Source organism: Pseudomonadota bacterium (assembly GCA_026388215.1).
Classification (GTDB): Bacteria; Desulfobacterota; Syntrophorhabdia; order Syntrophorhabdales; family Syntrophorhabdaceae; genus JAPLKF01.
Map to the genome: position 1 here is coordinate 1 of JAPLKF010000038.1, position 15,810 is coordinate 15,810.

31 protein-coding genes, 1 tRNA gene and 1 pseudogene are annotated in these 15,810 nt (G+C 40.7%); 2 read left to right on the forward strand and 31 right to left on the reverse strand.

The features are described 5' to 3' along the window. Positions 1-282 precede the first annotated feature (282 nt). The gene (locus tag NTU69_03060) at positions 283-516 is read left to right on the forward strand and encodes a helix-turn-helix transcriptional regulator (GenBank protein MCX5802509.1); all 234 of its coding nucleotides are present in this window, start codon (positions 283-285) and stop codon (positions 514-516) included. Next, positions 488-1,570, forward strand: coding sequence for a site-specific integrase (locus tag NTU69_03065; protein MCX5802510.1), 1,083 nt, complete (start codon positions 488-490; stop codon positions 1,568-1,570). The genes NTU69_03060 and NTU69_03065 overlap by 29 nt, the downstream gene beginning before the upstream one ends. A gap of 15 nt (positions 1,571-1,585) precedes the next feature. Here NTU69_03065 and NTU69_03070 read toward each other — a convergent pair. The 31 genes and pseudogenes from NTU69_03070 to NTU69_03220 form a co-directional block, all read right to left on the reverse strand. Then, positions 1,586-1,659 (reverse strand) — tRNA-Gln (locus NTU69_03070). Positions 1,660-1,898: 239 nt separating this feature from the next. Beyond that, positions 1,899-2,243, reverse strand: a pseudogene (rplQ, locus tag NTU69_03075) (50S ribosomal protein L17). 9 nt (positions 2,244-2,252) lie between these two features. Next, complete coding sequence (locus tag NTU69_03080; GenBank protein ID MCX5802511.1) at positions 2,253-3,275, reverse strand: DNA-directed RNA polymerase subunit alpha; 1,023 nt, start codon at positions 3,273-3,275, stop codon at positions 2,253-2,255. A 30-nt stretch (positions 3,276-3,305) separates the two neighbouring features. Further along, on the reverse strand, positions 3,306-3,926 hold the full coding sequence (rpsD, locus tag NTU69_03085; protein MCX5802512.1) for a 30S ribosomal protein S4: 621 nt from the start codon (positions 3,924-3,926) through the stop codon (positions 3,306-3,308). 11 nt (positions 3,927-3,937) lie between these two features. Then, on the reverse strand, positions 3,938-4,327 hold the full coding sequence (rpsK, locus tag NTU69_03090) for a 30S ribosomal protein S11 (protein ID MCX5802513.1): 390 nt from the start codon (positions 4,325-4,327) through the stop codon (positions 3,938-3,940). A 9-nt stretch (positions 4,328-4,336) separates the two neighbouring features. Next, complete coding sequence (gene rpsM / locus NTU69_03095) at positions 4,337-4,705, reverse strand: 30S ribosomal protein S13 (GenBank protein ID MCX5802514.1); 369 nt, start codon at positions 4,703-4,705, stop codon at positions 4,337-4,339. Positions 4,706-4,716: 11 nt separating this feature from the next. After that, complete coding sequence (gene rpmJ / locus NTU69_03100) at positions 4,717-4,830, reverse strand: 50S ribosomal protein L36 (GenBank protein ID MCX5802515.1); 114 nt, start codon at positions 4,828-4,830, stop codon at positions 4,717-4,719. Positions 4,831-4,839: 9 nt separating this feature from the next. Beyond that, positions 4,840-5,058 carry a translation initiation factor IF-1 gene (gene infA, locus NTU69_03105; GenBank protein ID MCX5802516.1) on the reverse strand — a complete coding sequence of 73 codons (219 nt, stop codon included), beginning with the start codon at positions 5,056-5,058 and terminating at the stop codon, positions 4,840-4,842. A gap of 7 nt (positions 5,059-5,065) precedes the next feature. Next, a complete protein-coding gene (map, locus tag NTU69_03110) occupies positions 5,066-5,815 on the reverse strand; it encodes a type I methionyl aminopeptidase (protein ID MCX5802517.1) in 750 nt (249 codons plus the stop codon). A 175-nt stretch (positions 5,816-5,990) separates the two neighbouring features. Continuing rightward, positions 5,991-7,298 (reverse strand): preprotein translocase subunit SecY, encoded by a 1,308-nt coding sequence (gene secY / locus NTU69_03115; GenBank protein ID MCX5802518.1) that lies wholly within the window; start codon positions 7,296-7,298, stop codon positions 5,991-5,993. Further along, complete coding sequence (rplO, locus tag NTU69_03120; GenBank protein MCX5802519.1) at positions 7,298-7,741, reverse strand: 50S ribosomal protein L15; 444 nt, start codon at positions 7,739-7,741, stop codon at positions 7,298-7,300. The genes secY and rplO overlap by 1 nt, the downstream gene beginning before the upstream one ends. Continuing rightward, complete coding sequence (rpmD, locus tag NTU69_03125; GenBank protein ID MCX5802520.1) at positions 7,742-7,927, reverse strand: 50S ribosomal protein L30; 186 nt, start codon at positions 7,925-7,927, stop codon at positions 7,742-7,744. It abuts the gene before it with no gap. 1 nt (position 7,928) lies between these two features. After that, on the reverse strand, positions 7,929-8,435 hold the full coding sequence (gene rpsE / locus NTU69_03130; GenBank protein MCX5802521.1) for a 30S ribosomal protein S5: 507 nt from the start codon (positions 8,433-8,435) through the stop codon (positions 7,929-7,931). A gap of 14 nt (positions 8,436-8,449) precedes the next feature. Next, the gene (gene rplR / locus NTU69_03135) at positions 8,450-8,815 is read right to left on the reverse strand and encodes a 50S ribosomal protein L18 (protein MCX5802522.1); all 366 of its coding nucleotides are present in this window, start codon (positions 8,813-8,815) and stop codon (positions 8,450-8,452) included. Positions 8,816-8,825: 10 nt separating this feature from the next. Beyond that, complete coding sequence (rplF, locus tag NTU69_03140; protein ID MCX5802523.1) at positions 8,826-9,362, reverse strand: 50S ribosomal protein L6; 537 nt, start codon at positions 9,360-9,362, stop codon at positions 8,826-8,828. 8 nt (positions 9,363-9,370) lie between these two features. Next, complete coding sequence (rpsH, locus tag NTU69_03145; protein MCX5802524.1) at positions 9,371-9,772, reverse strand: 30S ribosomal protein S8; 402 nt, start codon at positions 9,770-9,772, stop codon at positions 9,371-9,373. Between the two features lie 10 nt (positions 9,773-9,782). Beyond that, a complete protein-coding gene (locus tag NTU69_03150; protein MCX5802525.1) occupies positions 9,783-9,968 on the reverse strand; it encodes a type Z 30S ribosomal protein S14 in 186 nt (61 codons plus the stop codon). Positions 9,969-9,979: 11 nt separating this feature from the next. Then, positions 9,980-10,507 carry a 50S ribosomal protein L5 gene (rplE, locus tag NTU69_03155; GenBank protein ID MCX5802526.1) on the reverse strand — a complete coding sequence of 176 codons (528 nt, stop codon included), beginning with the start codon at positions 10,505-10,507 and terminating at the stop codon, positions 9,980-9,982. Positions 10,508-10,532: 25 nt separating this feature from the next. Next, positions 10,533-10,856, reverse strand: a complete 324-nt coding sequence (gene rplX / locus NTU69_03160; GenBank protein ID MCX5802527.1) for a 50S ribosomal protein L24 — start codon at positions 10,854-10,856, stop codon at positions 10,533-10,535. A gap of 92 nt (positions 10,857-10,948) precedes the next feature. Continuing rightward, positions 10,949-11,317 (reverse strand): 50S ribosomal protein L14, encoded by a 369-nt coding sequence (gene rplN, locus NTU69_03165; protein ID MCX5802528.1) that lies wholly within the window; start codon positions 11,315-11,317, stop codon positions 10,949-10,951. Next, entirely contained in the window at positions 11,298-11,612 is a 315-nt protein-coding gene (gene rpsQ, locus NTU69_03170) for a 30S ribosomal protein S17 (GenBank protein MCX5802529.1), read from the reverse strand. Before rpsQ ends, rplN begins: the two co-directional genes overlap by 20 nt. A gap of 113 nt (positions 11,613-11,725) precedes the next feature. Further along, positions 11,726-11,920: a 50S ribosomal protein L29 gene (gene rpmC / locus NTU69_03175; GenBank protein ID MCX5802530.1), complete on the reverse strand. Its 195-nt coding sequence runs from the start codon at positions 11,918-11,920 to the stop codon at positions 11,726-11,728. Further along, positions 11,920-12,333, reverse strand: a complete 414-nt coding sequence (gene rplP / locus NTU69_03180) for a 50S ribosomal protein L16 (GenBank protein ID MCX5802531.1) — start codon at positions 12,331-12,333, stop codon at positions 11,920-11,922. The genes rpmC and rplP overlap by 1 nt, the downstream gene beginning before the upstream one ends. Then, positions 12,333-12,977, reverse strand: a complete 645-nt coding sequence (gene rpsC / locus NTU69_03185; GenBank protein ID MCX5802532.1) for a 30S ribosomal protein S3 — start codon at positions 12,975-12,977, stop codon at positions 12,333-12,335. The genes rplP and rpsC overlap by 1 nt, the downstream gene beginning before the upstream one ends. A 13-nt stretch (positions 12,978-12,990) precedes the next feature. Continuing rightward, positions 12,991-13,323 carry a 50S ribosomal protein L22 gene (gene rplV, locus NTU69_03190; protein ID MCX5802533.1) on the reverse strand — a complete coding sequence of 111 codons (333 nt, stop codon included), beginning with the start codon at positions 13,321-13,323 and terminating at the stop codon, positions 12,991-12,993. Between the two features lie 5 nt (positions 13,324-13,328). Then, complete coding sequence (gene rpsS, locus NTU69_03195; GenBank protein ID MCX5802534.1) at positions 13,329-13,619, reverse strand: 30S ribosomal protein S19; 291 nt, start codon at positions 13,617-13,619, stop codon at positions 13,329-13,331. Between the two features lie 9 nt (positions 13,620-13,628). Then, positions 13,629-14,456: a 50S ribosomal protein L2 gene (gene rplB / locus NTU69_03200; GenBank protein MCX5802535.1), complete on the reverse strand. Its 828-nt coding sequence runs from the start codon at positions 14,454-14,456 to the stop codon at positions 13,629-13,631. Next, complete coding sequence (locus tag NTU69_03205; GenBank protein ID MCX5802536.1) at positions 14,456-14,743, reverse strand: 50S ribosomal protein L23; 288 nt, start codon at positions 14,741-14,743, stop codon at positions 14,456-14,458. The genes rplB and NTU69_03205 overlap by 1 nt, the downstream gene beginning before the upstream one ends. Further along, on the reverse strand, positions 14,740-15,363 hold the full coding sequence (gene rplD, locus NTU69_03210) for a 50S ribosomal protein L4 (GenBank protein ID MCX5802537.1): 624 nt from the start codon (positions 15,361-15,363) through the stop codon (positions 14,740-14,742). The genes NTU69_03205 and rplD overlap by 4 nt, the downstream gene beginning before the upstream one ends. Positions 15,364-15,372: 9 nt before the next feature. Beyond that, positions 15,373-15,678: a 30S ribosomal protein S10 gene (gene rpsJ / locus NTU69_03215; protein MCX5802538.1), complete on the reverse strand. Its 306-nt coding sequence runs from the start codon at positions 15,676-15,678 to the stop codon at positions 15,373-15,375. A 12-nt stretch (positions 15,679-15,690) separates the two neighbouring features. Further along, positions 15,691-15,810: elongation factor Tu (locus NTU69_03220; protein MCX5802539.1), on the reverse strand; the 120-nt coding region annotated here is incomplete at its 5' end.

Here is a 15,810-nt window from a genome sequence, read left to right on the forward strand (position 1 = left end):
ACACCTTAAGGAGATACCATATATCAAGCTATCCAATAAGCAGTTACGATTTAAGAAGCGAGACATAGATAAATGGCTTGAGACCCTGAAAACACCAGCTATAAACGATTTTAAGGGAAAATTGAAGGCGGTGAAATGAGAGATGACCAACGGATACGTAATCCATTTACTATAGAATATTACATTATATATTCAACAAGTTATGCTTATGTGTATTGTAAAATGTATAGTTGAAAAATAAAGCTTGACAAACTAAACATTGTTTAGTGAAATAGAATAGACATGGATAAGTGGACATCTGATAAGATTAAAGAATTAAGGCTATCATTACAATTAACACAAAAAAAGTTTGCCAATCTTATAGGTGTAACTGATATCTATGTTATCTATCTTGAGAAGGGGGTGAGAACACCGGGGAAAACTTTATGTATTTTATTCGATTGCATTAAGAGCAAGGAAAACGAAAAAGGAAAGGTAGGTGATAAACGTGGTAAAAGGCATATACAAAAGGGGTAATATCTTTTGGATCCGCTATGCCGGTCTTGATGGTAAGACAATCTACGAGTCAACCCATTCAAACAAGTTTCAGGATGCTGTAACGCTCCTGGGAGACCAAAAGAAATTAGTCAGAGATGGTAAACAACCTAATATCAAGAAAAAAATATCCAATGTTACCTTCAAAGAGCTTGCAGTTGAGTATGTGAAATGGGCTGAAAGACAGAGGGCTTACAATCAAAAGGTAACCCTTATCAATCAGCTTGTGGGTATCTTCGGGAACCATCCGTTGAGGTATTTTACAACCATGTTGCTTGAACAATATCAGACCGAAAGAATGCAAAGGGGCAATAAGCCCGCAACCATCAACCGGCATTTGGCTACAATTAAGCACATGTTCACCAAGGCGGTTGAATGGGATTATGTAGAGGATGAAGTATTAAAGCGGGTCAGGAAGGTTAAGCAGCTTGAAGAAAACAACAGACGGTTGAGGTATCTCTCCCAAGAGGAATGCCAAGATTTAATAAATGCCTGTGATCCACACTTGAGGCCATTGGTAGTAACGGCGCTTAATACAGGCATGAGGTTTTCAGAAATAGTAAATCTCAGATGGGATAAGCACGTTGATCTGAGACATGGTTTTATCCTGCTTGATAAAACTAAAAACGGAACGAGGCGAGAAATACCCGTTAATGCAACGCTAAGGGCAACCTTGCAGGGCTTAGCGAGAAGGCTTGATATACCTTATGTATTCTTTAACCCATCTTCTGAAAAGCCATATCAAAGAATTCAACATTCTTTTGCTACAGCATTAAAAAAGGCAGGGATACGGGACTTTAGATTTCATGATCTCCGGCATACCTTTGCAAGTCATTTAGTAATGGCAGGGGTGGATATAACCACAGTATCAAGGCTATTAGGACACAAAGATTTAACAATGACATTACGATATGCTCACCTCTCACCTAACCACATGTCAAAAGCGGTAGATATTCTGGATAATGTTCTCAATGAAAAAACGAACTATACAAAAACTATACAATTGGGGTATAACGGAAATGTCACTGATTTGTAAGTTATTGATTTTATTTGGCTGGGAGACAAGGATTTGAACCTTGATTCACGGAGTCAGAGTCCGTTGTCCTGCCGTTGAACGATCTCCCATTTTTTTAAAAGGTTGAGGTTCCTGAAATTATCTATTGCTATTTTTCCTTATTTACCTTTTTTTCTTTCTTTTCTTTCGGCTCTTTTGGCGCCTTCGCTTCTTTTGGTGCTTTCTCTTTTTTGGCCTTTTTCGTTTCTTTGGTTTCTTTAGTTTCTTTTGTTTCTTTCGCTACTTTGGGTTTTTTTGTGGCCTTTGGTGTTTTAACCTTTTTTTCTTTCTCTTTCTCTTTCTTCTGGGTGAGCTCAATTATAGCCATTGGGGCAGCATCGCCTTTTCTTCTTCCAATCTTGAGCACCCTCGTATAGCCTCCATTTATTGCAGTATACCTATCCCCGATATCGGTAAAGAGCTTCTTTACCACATCCTTATCCCGTAAAAATGCAAAGGCAAGCCTCATTGCATGGTTATCTTTCCTTTTTGCTAATGTAATGAGCCTATCTGCTACCTTCCTTAATTCCATAGCCTTCGGGTTTGTAGTTTTTATACTTTCATGATAAAAAAGGGAGTTTGCCAAGTTTTTTAATAACGCCCGCCTATGACTTCTATTTCTATTCAATCTCCGTACTGTTTTCAGGTGCCTCATGATAAACCTCTATATATGGTCTTTTTTTTTCAATGTCATTTTGTCCAGATCCTCTCTCGGTGGGAAACTCTCAAGCTTTATCCCAAGCCTCAAGCCCATGCATGAGAGGATCTCCTTTATCTCGTTCAGAGACTTCCTGCCAAAATTTTTCGTCATAAGGATCTCCTGCTCTGTTTTCTGAACAAGTTCGCCAATATATTTTATATCTGCATTCTTTAAACAATTCGCACTTCTTACAGAAAGCTCTAATTCATCTACACTTCTATAAAGGTTCTCATTAAACTCCTGTTTCTCAGCCACCTTTTTTTCTTCAACTTCCTCTTCTTCCTCGACCTCTTCAAAGTTTATAAAAATACGCATCTCTTCTTTAATAATTTTCGCTGCAAATGAAAGCGCATCTAATGGTTCAACACTACCATTCGTCCAGATCTCCATAGTAAGTTTATCATAATCAGTCCTGAACCCGACCCTTGCAGGGGTAACATTGTAACTTACCCTTACTATAGGTGAAAAAATTGCATCAATCGGTATGGTTCCTATCGGGTCATTTTCATCAACGTTCAGCTCTGCCGGTACATAACTCCTACCCAGCTTTGCCTTCATCTCCATGTATAGCTTGGCTTTATTACTTAAGGTCGCAATATGATGCTCCGGGTTAATGATTTCAACGCCGCCCTCGTGTGTAATGTCGCCCGCGCTTATTTCTTTCCCCCCCTTCACATCTATCTTCAACATCTTTGGTTTCTCGTCACTCATCTTTAATACTACCTTTTTCAAATTGAGGATGATCTCTGTAACATCCTCCTTAACCCCCCTGATAGTCGAAAATCCATGGTCCACATTATCTATCCAAACTGAGGTAATGGCGCCCCCCATAATAGAAGAAAGGATTACCCTCCTTAATGAATTCCCTATAGTCATCCCGTACCCTCGTTCAAAGGGTTCTGTAGAGAACTTCACATATTTATCTTCCTTTTTTTCTATCTCAATCTTCGTTGGCCTAATAAGTTCCTGCCAATTTTTTTCAAACATATGCATACACCCTCCTTTGGGGGTAAGAAACTATCTTGAATAATATTCTACTATGAGTTGTTCTTTAATGGGCATTGTTATGTCTTCTCTCACAGGCAATAGCTTCAACACGCCTTTCATATTCTCCTTGTCCAGATCTATCCAGGAAGGTACCCCTCTCCGTACCACTGATTCGAGGGCGTTTTTCACGGATAAAAGGTCTTTATTCCTCACAGCTATTTCGTCCCCTTCCTTTACAAGATATGACGGCGTGCTTACTCTCCTGCCATTCACAGTGATGTGATTATGCGACACAACCTGCCTTGCTTCCTTCCGGGAAGTAGCAAACCCTAATCTATATACCATATTGTCTAACCTTCTCTCTAACAACACAAGAAGGTTTGTACCCGTTATCCCCTTCTTTCTTTCTGCCATAACAAAAAATCTCTTGAACTGTTTTTCACTGAGGCCATAAATCTTCCTTACCTTCTGTTTTTCCCTTAAACGTAAACCATATTCAAGGAACTTTCCTCTTGTCTCAACGTGCACACCTGGTGGATAATTTCTTTTCTCTATCGCACACTTCTCTGTATAGCATCTCTCCCCCTTAAGAAAAAGTTTAATCGCCTCTCTTCTACATAACCTGCATGACGGTCCTACATATCTTGACAATGCTCTCCTCCTTAAACTCTTCTTCTTTTAGGTGGCCTGCACCCGTTGTGTGGTATTGGTGTTATATCTCTTATAAGATGGATCTTGAGCCCTGCGCTCTGGAGAGCTCTCAGTGCTGCTTCCCTTCCTGCTCCAGGTCCTTTTATAAAAACATCAACAGTTTTCATTCCATTTTCCATTGCCTTTTTGGCAGCATTTTCAGCAGCAAGCTGAGCTGCAAAAGGTGTACTTTTTCTTGAACCCTTAAAACCCACAACACCCCCGCTTGACCAGGCGACAACATTCCCCTGAGGGTCAGTGATTGTTATAATTGTGTTGTTGAAGCTCGATTGTATATACGCCTCACCGATAGGGATATTCTTTTTTAACTTCTTTTTACCGCCCTTCTTGACCCTTGCCATCTAACCACCTCATTTTTTTCTTTTCATTGAGGTCTTTCTTGGACCCTTTCTTGTTCTCGCATTTGTTCTCGTCCTCTGACCCCTCACCGGCAATCCCTTTCTATGCCTTAAACCTCTATGACACCCTATATCCATAAGTCTCTTTATATTTATACTTACATCTTTCCTGAGATCACCCTCCACCTGGTAATTTCTCTCTATAATGTCTCTGATCTTTGCTATCTCTTCATCGGCAAGTGTATTTGTCCTTTTATTCGGATCAATACCTGCCTCGGCGATTATCCTGTTTGATAGTATTCTGCCTATACCATATATATAGGTCAGCGCTATCTCTATTCTTTTGTCCCTCGGTATATCAACACCAGCGATTCTCGCCACGTCAAGCCTCCTTAACCTTGTTTCTGTTTATGTTTGGGGTTCTCGCATATAACCCTTAATATGCCTTTTCTCTTTATGATTTTGCATTTATCACACCTCTTTTTCACAGAAGGCTTAACCTTCATAGCTACCTCCTACTTAACCCTATATATGATCCTGCCCCGGCTTAAGTCGTACGGTGAGAGTTCTACCACAACCTTATCCCCACGGAGTATCTTGATATAATGCATCCGCATCTTTCCAGATACATGGGCAAGAACCTTGTGTCCATTAGGGAGCTCTACCCTGAACATAGCATTGGGTAGTGGTTCTACCACAGTCCCTTCTATTTCTATCCCTTCACCTTTAGGCATGGCTCCTTCATATTGCGCTTAATATCTCTGCCCCATTGTCAGTTATTGCAACGGTATGTTCAAAATGAGCCGATAAACTGCCATCTTTTGTCACTGCAGTCCAGCCGTTTTCCTTTATTATAACATCGCCCTTTCCCATATTCACCATGGGTTCTATTGCGAGGACCATCCCCTTTTTTAATCTAATACCTGTCCCCTTCTCCCCAAAATTAGGAATTTGCGGTTCCTCATGCAAGCCTTTTCCTATACCATGTCCCACAAACTCTCTTACTACTGAAAAGCCTGCTTCCTCCACATGGGATTGAATTGCATGGGAAATATCGTGCAACCTGTTTCCTTCTCTTGCCTCACCAATGCCTTTATAGAGCGCACTTTCCGTAACAGAAAGTAGTTCTTCCGTTTTTTTAGAAATTTTCCCTACACCGTATGTCTTTGCAGCATCACCATAAAAACCATCATATAGTATACCAAAATCCAGGCTCACAATGTCGTTCTCTTTTAATACACGCTCTCCTGGCATACCGTGTACCACTTCATCATTTACAGAAACACATATGCAGTAGGGAAACCCATTATAACCCTTAAAAGCAGGTTTTATACCACCGATTTTCTTTATCCTGTCCTCACATAGTTTCTCAAGTTCGATGGTCTTCACCCCTTCTTTTATAAATCTTCCAAGGTATAGTAATATTTCCATTGCATATCTACTTGCCACCCTTATCTTTTCTATCTCTTCTGTGTTCTTCAGTATAATCATTCCGCAAACTTATATTCATCTCCTGTATGCCAATAATTTTCATATATTTCAGGGTTCGAGGATTCGAGGCCTGCCCTGCTAAACCGCAGGTCTTGGCCAGGGGTTCCAGGATTCAAGTGACGTTCTCTCGACCCCTTGACCCCTCGACCCCCTGACCCCTTCTTTATAGTATTCCTCATCTTCTTCCCTTCATTCTTGCTGACCTCTTCACAAGTCCATCATAATGCCTCAAGATAAGATGGGACTCTATCTGCTGTATAGTATCGAGGGCAACCCCCACTACTATTAAGAGTGCAGTTCCCCCGAAATAGAAAGGAACATTAAATTTCTTCACTAACAAGGTGGGGAGGACGCATACAAACGATACGTAAACAGCACCTACAAGTGTTACCCTTGAAAGTACCTTCTCTATGTACTCTGATGTTCTCTTGCCTGGTCTTAAACCAGGTATATACCCTCCATATTTTTTCATATTATCCGCCACATTATCCGGGTTAAAAACTATTGCTGTATAAAAGAAACAAAAAAATATGATAAAACCGATATATAGAAATTCGTGGAGAAACCCCCCCGGAGTAAGAAGCTCAGAGAATTTCTTCATATAGGGGTGATTGATGAAACTCGCAATCGTTGCAGGGAACATAAGGATTGATGAGGCAAATATTGGAGGAATTACACCCGCAGTATTGACTTTTAGTGGCAAATGTGTGGCTTGCCCCCCGTAAATCCTTCTGCCAACCACCCTCTTTGCATATTGGACTGGTATTTTCCTCTGGGATGTCTCCATGAATATAATAAACCCAACGACGACGAGCATCATTGCTGTAAGTAAAAACACAACAAACCAGTTCATCTCCCCACTATCCACAAGGCTCACTGTGCCGGCTATGGCGTTGGGCATTCTTGCTACAATACCAGCAAATATAATAAGGGATATTCCATTGCCTATACCTTTTTCTGTAATCTGTTCGCCAAGCCACATTATGAAAGATGTTCCTCCTGTAAGTGTAATCATCGTCATAAGCCTGAAACTCCATCCAGGATTATATACAACAAGCTCTCCGCCTGCCCCTCTCATCTGTTCCAGGCCGATGCTAATACCAAAACCTTGAATAAGGCTTATAATTACTGTTCCATATCTTGTATACTGTGTTATCTTTCTTCTGCCTGCTTCCCCCTCTTTTGAGAGACGCTCAAGGGTTGGGATTACTACTGTTAAAAGTTGTAGTATAATCGAAGCGCTTATATATGGCATTATCCCAAGGGCAAAAACCGAAAGCCTTTCGAGTCCCCCGCCTGCAAACATATCGAAAAAACCGAGGAGTGTCCCCTTTGCCCTTTCAAATATGCTTGCCAGTACATTACCATCTATACCAGGTGTAGGTATATGAACACCTATTCTATATACGGCAAGTAATACAAGGGTTGCGATTATTCTGCGTTTAAGCTCAGGGATTTTTCCAATATTCTGGAAACCTCCCATTAAATCAATACCTCCACATCTCCACCTTGTGCCTTGATCTTTTCTATAGCCTTTTTAGATGCCTTATGAACCATTACCTTAATTGGAAAATCTATATCCCCATCAGACAGGAGTTTTACACCATTTTTTATATTACCCACCAATTTAGCTTCTAAAAAATCCTGAATACTCACCTTTTCTTTACCTCTAAACACTACAAGATCTTTTATCTTTACAAGTGCATATTCATATCTGAATGGATTTCGAAACCCCCTTTTGGGGATCCTTCGCGTGAGAGGCATCTGGCCGCCTTCAAAGCCTTTTCCTTTTGTGCCTCCGCTCGTTGACCGCTGCCCTTTGTTGCCATATCCGGCCGTTGTCCCATGGCCTGATCCCGTGCCCCTTCCTATCCTTTTTCTCTTCTTCTTTGACCCTTCAGACGGTTTTAAATCAGAAAGTTTCATTTATCGAACATCCTCCACAATTTCTAACAGATGCATCACCTTTTTAACCATGCCCCTTATCTCAGGGGTATTCTTCACAACCTTTTCTTCGTAAAGCTTTTTAAATCCAAGGCTTTTTATAGTATCTCTCTGGTCTTTTGTACGCCCTATAGCGCTTTTTATCCACTTTATCTTGAGATAAGCCACGTTATCCCTCCTCGCCCTTTATCTTTCCCCTCTGCTTTAATGCCATCTCGGGCAATTTCAACATTGACAGCCCTTTCACAGTAGCCTTTACTACATTATGAAAGTTCCTTGAACCATAACATTTAGTCAATATATTTGTTATACCAGCCACCTCAACAACAGCCCTCACTGCCCTGCTTGCTATAACACCTGTTCCTTCACTTGCTGGCTTCATAAATACCTGGCTGGCACCGTACTTAGCCATAACCTCATGGGGAATTGTACCCTTCGATACCGGAACTTCAATAATATCCTTTTTGGCCCGTTCAACTGCCTTTCTTATCGCATCAGGCACTTCCTTTGCTTTTCCCAAACCAAAACCAACGCGGCCGTTCCCATCCCCAACCACAACTATCGCACTGAAACTAAATCTCCTTCCACCTTTTACAACCTTTGCAACCCGATTTATGTAAACTAACCTATCCTGTAGCTCAAGTCCATCCGGTTCAATGCGCTTTTTCTCAACCAATACGTAGCCTCCTCTTAAAATATTAACCCGGCTTCCCTTGCACCTTCTGCAAGGGCTTTAACCCTGCCATGATATTTGAATCCATTCCTATCGAATACAACATGTTTAATGCCCAGTTCCTGCGCCTTTTTACCTATGTACTCACCAACCTTTTTAGCCCCCTCAATATTACCACCATGTTTTATCTGCGCTTTTACATCTTTATTTAAAGTTGATACACCGGTGATCACCTTATCTTTTGTATCATCTATAACCTGCGCATACATCTGTTTCAAGCTTTTATATACGCAGAGTCTTGGCTTATCCATGCTGCCAGCAATCTTTTTTCTAATTCTTTTCTTTCTTCTTGATCTTGCTTCTACCTTCTCTTTTCTCCGCATCCCTTACTCCTTACTTCCCGCTTTTACCTGCCTTCTTCTTCAGTTTTTCATCTGCGTACTTCACACCCTTATTTTTATATACATCTGGCTTCCTTAATGCCCTTATCTTTGCTGCTATTTCTCCCACAAGCTCTTTATCTGATCCCTTTATGGTTAATAAGGTTTGTTTCTCAACCTGTGCCTTTATCCCCTCAGGCAAGGGAAATGTGATAGGGTGCGAATATCCGAGATAGAACATCAAATTGTTCCCATGGAGTTCTACTCTATATCCTATGCCAACTATTTCAAGTTTCTTCTCAAAACCCTTATGGATACCTTCTACCATGTTTGAAATTAAAGTCCTCATAAGCCCATGGTATGCCCTTATCTTCCTATCATCATTCGCCCTTTTTACGGTTACGGTGTTTTTATCAATATTTAGCTCCAGCCCTTCTAATAACCCCCTCTTAAGGGTCCCTTTTGGTCCAGAAACTGTAATTTCACCATCTTTTAAACCTAACTTTATGCCTTCAGGCAGCATAACAGGTTTTCTGCCTATCCTTGACATGCCACACCTCACCAAACAATAAGGAGGGACTCCCCTCCAATTTTATTATTTCTTGCATTCCTATCTGTCATAAGACCCTTTGAAGTAGAAAGTATTATCAAACCGAGATGACTTTTTAACTTCTTTATGTCTTCCACCTTCACATAAACCCTTCTGCCTGGTTTACTCATCCGCTTAAGACCAGTTATTACACTTTTATTATTCTCATCATAATTAATATAAACCTTTAAAAACTTCTTCCTTTTCTCATCAACAAAGGTTTTATAATTTTTTGTATAACCTTCTTCCTTGAGTATCTTTGATACGGCAAACTTCATGTTAGAATAAGGTATGTCCACCGACTCGTGACGGGCCATTATCGCATTTCTTATTCTTGTCAGCATATCAGCAATAGGATCAATCATCCCCATAGATACCCCCTTACCAGCTTGATTTTATAACTCCAGGTATCTCTCCCCTTAGAGCATGCAACCTGAAACATATTCTGCACATCTGAAATTTTCCCAAAAAGCCCCTTGGCCTTCCACAAATAGTACATCTATTCCTTATACGTACCTTAAATTTAGGGCCTCTCTTCAATTTTTCCATCATAGATTTTCTCGCCATTCAATCCTCCATCAGCTCCTGAAGGGCATACCCATTAGCTTCAATAGTTCGCAGCCCTCTTCATCCGTTTTTGCTGTTGTCCCAATTGTGATATTCATACCTCTTGCTTTATCAATCTTGTCATAATCTATTTCAGGAAAGATAACCTGTTCTCGGAGTCCCAAAGTGTAGTTTCCTCTTCCGTCAAAAGACTTTGCAGAAACACCCTTAAAATCTCTCACCCTCGGAAGTACAATATGAACAAGCTTATGAAAAAATTCATACATTCTGTCCCTCCGGAGTGTAACCATACAACCTATAGACATGCCCTCTCTTAATTTAAAAGAAGCTATAGATTTTTTAGCCTTTGTAATTACCGGCTTTTGACCGGTTATTAAAGCAAGGTCATTTGAAGCACTATCAAGGGTTTTTATATTCTGTATCGCTTCTCCAACACCAATATTTACAACAATTTTGTCAAGCTTCGGGACCTGCATAATATTCCTATATTTGAACCTTCTCATTAAAGCCGACTTTATTTCTTTTTCATAGTAATCCATATAAGAAGTCTTCAACAGTTGCCTCCTACTTATCAATAACCTCTTCACATTTCTTGCAGAATCTTACCTTTTTCCCATCTTCAAGTAATTTTTTACCCACCCTTACCGGTTTTGAACACTTCTCACAATAAATCATTACATTTGAAAAATGTATCGGGTTCTCTCTTTCCATTATTCCACCCTTTGACTTCTGACTCGGTTTTACATGCTTCTTCACCATGTTTACCTTCTCTACTACGAGCCTATCCTTCTTCTTAATGACCCTTAAAACCTTACCTGTCTTTCCTTTATCCTTACCCACAGTAACCATGACAAGGTCATTCTTCTTTATATGATAATGTTTCTCCATTTTTACCTCATCTTAAGCCTTCAGCTATCAGCTTTTTAAAAACAGTTTTTGCTGACTGCTGATTGCTAAGAGCTAATCGCTCTATTTACCCCTCACACAACCTCAGGTGCTAACGATACAATCTTCATAAACTTTTTTGCCCTTAGTTCCCTTGCCACCGGTCCAAATATTCTTGTCCCTATTGGTTCATTGTACTGATTTATAATTACCGCAGAATTATCATCAAATTTTACATAAGAACCATCTACCCTTCTAATCTCCTTTTTTGTCCTCACTATGACTGCTTTCACAACTTCCCCCTTCTTCACCTTCGCATTAGGGATAACCTCCTTTACAGAAGCCACTATGATATCCCCAACCGTTCCATACCTCTTCTTTGAGCCCCCAAGGACCCTTATACAACCGAGCTTTTTCGCCCCTGAATTATCCGCTACTTCAAGCTTAGATTTCGGCTGTATCATCTCCCCCTACCCCTTCCTCAAACAATATGACAGGTTCTTCTTTTTTTATAATTTCCTTTACCAACCATCTCTTCTCTTTACTCAGGGGTCTTGTTCCCACTATTAAAACTCTATCTCCTGTTTTACATGCATTTTCTTCGTCGTGTACTTTATATCTTTTTTTAGTCTTAAGGTACTTATAATATTTTGGATGTTTCAAAAATTTCTCAACTTCTACAACCACAGTTTTGTCCATCTTATCCCCAACAACAACGCCTACCATCTTTTTCCTGTTGACATCACCTTTCAGTTCCATGCCTACCTCGAATTATAATCAGCTTTTAGTCCCGCAGGGCGGGATCAGCTTTCAGCCCAAATCTTTTTTACTTTTCCTTGCTCACTGCTTATGGCTGATTGCTATAAGCTGTTTTAAGCATTCAGTTCCCTTTCCCTCAAAATGGTTTCTATTCTTGCGCTATCCCTTCGTATGAGTTTAATCCTTGCTGTATTCTCTAACCGCCCGGTCGAATGCTGAAACCTCAGATTAAAGGCCTCTTCCTTCAGATCCTTCTTCTTTTTCAAAAGCTCTTCATTTGTTAACTCTTTAAACTCTCTGGCCTTCATTAATCCTCACTTCTTACTACAAACCTTGTTTCAATGGGAAGTTTAAAAGATGCGATACGGAGTGCTTCCCTTGCTTTATCTTCAGGAACACCTTTAATCTCATAAAGTACCTTTCCCGGATTCACCACTGCTATCCAGCCTTCAGATGGACCTTTGCCCTTACCCATTCTTGTCTCTGCAGGTTTCTTTGTTATCGGTTTATCTGGGAATATCCTTATCCACACCTTTCCTGTTCTCTTCACATACCTCGTGAGGGCTATCCTTGCTGCCTCTATCTGCCTCGCAGTAACCCATCCACATTCAAGTGCCTGCAATCCATAATCTCCAAAACTCACAACATTACCCCTATTTGAAACACCCCTCATCCTGCCCTTTTGCTGTTTTCTATATTTAACCCTTTTTGGTGCGAGCATTATTTTGCCTCCTGGTATACTTCACCCTTAAATACCCAGACCTTCACGCCTATCACACCGTATTTAGTCATCGCTATGGCAAATCCATAATCTATATCTGCCCTTATAGTCTGGAGAGGCACCCTGCCTTCCCGATACCACTCTGTTCTCGCCATTTCAGCACCTGCCAGCCTTCCTGCACACATAGCCTTTATACCCTTTGCACCGAATTTCAATGCCTGTGAGACATTTCTCTTCATCGCCCTTCTGAACGATACCCTTCTCTCAAGCTGTAAAGCAATATTTTCTGCCACGAGTTGTGCATCAACCTCGGGTCTTTTTATCTCAGTTATATTTAATATGACTTCCTTATCAGTAATCCTCTGCAGCTCCTTCTTCAGATTTTCTACCTCAACCCCTTTTCTTCCTATTACAAGCCCTGGTCTTGAGGTATAGATATTTATCTTTGCCCTCTTATCCTTATTTGCTGCCCTTTCTATCTCTATCTTCGAGACACCTGCCTGGTGTAACCTTCCCTTCAAGAACCTTTTTATAGCTAAATCTTCATGGAGAAACCTTGCATAATTCTTTGATGCAAACCACTTGGAATCCCATGTCTTTATTATCCCAAGCCTAAAACCAAAAGGATGTGTCTTTTGACCCATTTAACCTCCAAGCTTATGATTCATCTAATACAAGCGTAATGTGGCTTAACCTTTTTCGAACCTTTGTTGCCCTCCCCATCGCCCTCGGTAAAAACCTTTTAAGCATCGGTCCTCCATCCACTATTACATTTTTGACGTAAAGGTTGTCTATATCGACATATTTTTTATGTCTTGCATTTGCGATGGCACTGTCCAGAAGTTTCTTTAAGATATAAGATGCCTTTTGAGGCATGTAGATAAGCATGCCCATTGCATCGTTTATGTTTTTCTTCTTTATCAGATCCCCTACGATTCGAACCTTCCTTGGGGATATCCTTATCATTCTTGTTCTTGCAATGATTTCCATAGTATCTATTCCTTCTTTTTGACCACTTTTGCCTTTCTATCCCCTGAATGGCCATGAAAGGTCCTTGTTGGAGAAAACTCCCCAAGCCTATGGCCAACCATTTCTTCTGTTACAAAGACAGGGATAAACTTCTTTCCATTGTGGACTGCAAAGGTCAATCCTATAAAATCTGGAGTGATTGTGGACTTTCTCGACCAGGTCTTAATAACCTTCGAACTCTTCGACTCCTTTGTCTCTTCCGCCTTTTTTAATAACTTTTCCTCTACAAATGGCCCCTTCTTTAAAGACCTTGCCACAAATACCTCCTAATCTTTACGCTTGACGATAAACTTATCAGTTCTCTTATTCCTTCTTGTTTTTAAACCTTTTGATAGCTGTCCCCATGGTGAACACGGATGTCTACCACCCTTCGATCTCCCTTCACCACCACCCAACGGGTGGTCAACAGGGTTCATTGCTACTCCCCTGACGGTAGGTCTTATCCCCAACCACCTTGGTTTTCCAGCTTTTCCAACTGTGATATTTTCATGATCCAGATTACCAACCTGACCAACCGTCGCCATGCAAGAAAGATTTATCAATCTCACCTCGCCTGAAGGCATACGAACATGTCCATAATTACCTTCTTTGGCTACAAGCTGTGCATAATTTCCAGCGCTTCTCGCTATCTGCCCGCCTTTTCCTGACTTCATCTCCACATTATGGACAAATGTTCCAACGGGTATGAATTTCAAGGGAAGTGCATTCCCTTCTTTTATCTCTGTATCTGATTTCTTACTTGAAACAATGATATCCCCTGCCTTTATACCAAGAGGGGCAAGGATATACCTCTTTTCTCCATCAACATAATGAATGAGGGCAAGATTTGCAGATCTATTCGGGTCGTATTCTATCCCGTAGACCTTTCCAGGGATATCAAATTTATCCCTTTTGAAGTCTATTATCCTGTATCTCCTCTTGTGGCCTCCTCCTATATGTCTTGTCGAGATCCTGCCAAGATTGTTCCTGCCACCAGTCTTTTTCAAGGGTGATAGTAAAGACTTTTCTGGCTCTTTTTTTGTAATCTCCTCAAAGGTTAGAACACTCATGAACCTTCTGCCAGAGGAAGTAGGCTTATATTCCCTTATACCCATTATGCACCCTCAAAAATCGTTATTTTGTCTTTAGGACTTAATTTTACAACTGCCTTTTTCCAATCAGGCCGCTTGCCTGAAAACCTCCCAAGTTTTTTCTCTTTTCCTTCCATAATAGCAACCCTTACTGAGACTACCTTTACTTTAAAAAGCTTTTCTATAGCCTTTTTGATCTCTATTTTATTCGCTTCTCTCCGTACCTCAAATATATACTGATTCCCATTATCCCTCAAAAGGGAGCTTTTCTCAGTTATCAGGGGTCTTATGACAATATCGTATTCATTCATGATGCCAACACCTCTTCTATCCTCTTGAGCGCATCCAGTGTTACTACGAGTTGTTCATACCTTATAATATCGTACACATTTAGCCCGTCAACCCTTAATATCTTGGTGTGTGGTAGATTTCTCGCTGATTTTTCAACCTTCTCATCCTTTTTATCAATAACAAAAAGCGGGGTTGTGAGGCTCAGTGTTTTAAAAATACTGCTAAAACTCTTTGTACTTATTTCCTGCATCTCCAGTTTGTCTAAAACCTTCATACCGGAACCGGTGTATCTCACTGTCAGGGCAGATTTTAATGCACTTCTTTTCACCTTCTTCGGTAAGGTGTAGCTATAATCCCTGGGATGAGGTCCAAATACGGTGCCTCCACCTACCTGTAGTGGTGATCTTGAAGTTCCCTGCCTTGACCTTCCTGTTCCCTTTTGCTTATATGGTTTTTTTCCGCCACCACTCACATCTTTCCGTGTCTTTGTTGATGCTGTCCCCCTTCTTCGATTTGCAAGTTGCATCTTTATCACATCATGAATAAGATTGGGTTTCACCTCACACATAAATATTTCGTCTTTAATCTCAACTTCCCCTATCTTTTCACCTTTTATATCCAATATATCCGCTTTTGCCATAAAGAACTCCTAAGACTTAATCTCCACGTCAACCCCTGCTGCAAGTTCCAGCTTCATAAGGGCATCTACAGTCTGCTGGGTTGGTTCAACAATATCTATTAACCTCTTATGGGTTCTTATCTCAAATTGTTCCCTTGATTTCTTGTCTATGTGAGGGGATCTCAATACGCAAAATTTCTGAATCCTTGTAGGCAATGGTACAGGTCCAATCACCTGTGCCCCTGTCTTTTTTGCCGCCTCCACTATTTCTTTCACCGATTGATCAAGTAATCTATGATCAAAGGCCTTCAGGCATATCCTGATTCTCTGCCTCATCTTCTATCCTCTCTACTCTATAATCTCTGTGACCACACCTGCTCCCACAGTCTTCCCGCCTTCCCGTATGGCAAAGCGGAGTTCCTTCTCCAGGGCAATGGGTGTCACAAGCTCTACTGTAAGGGTCACATT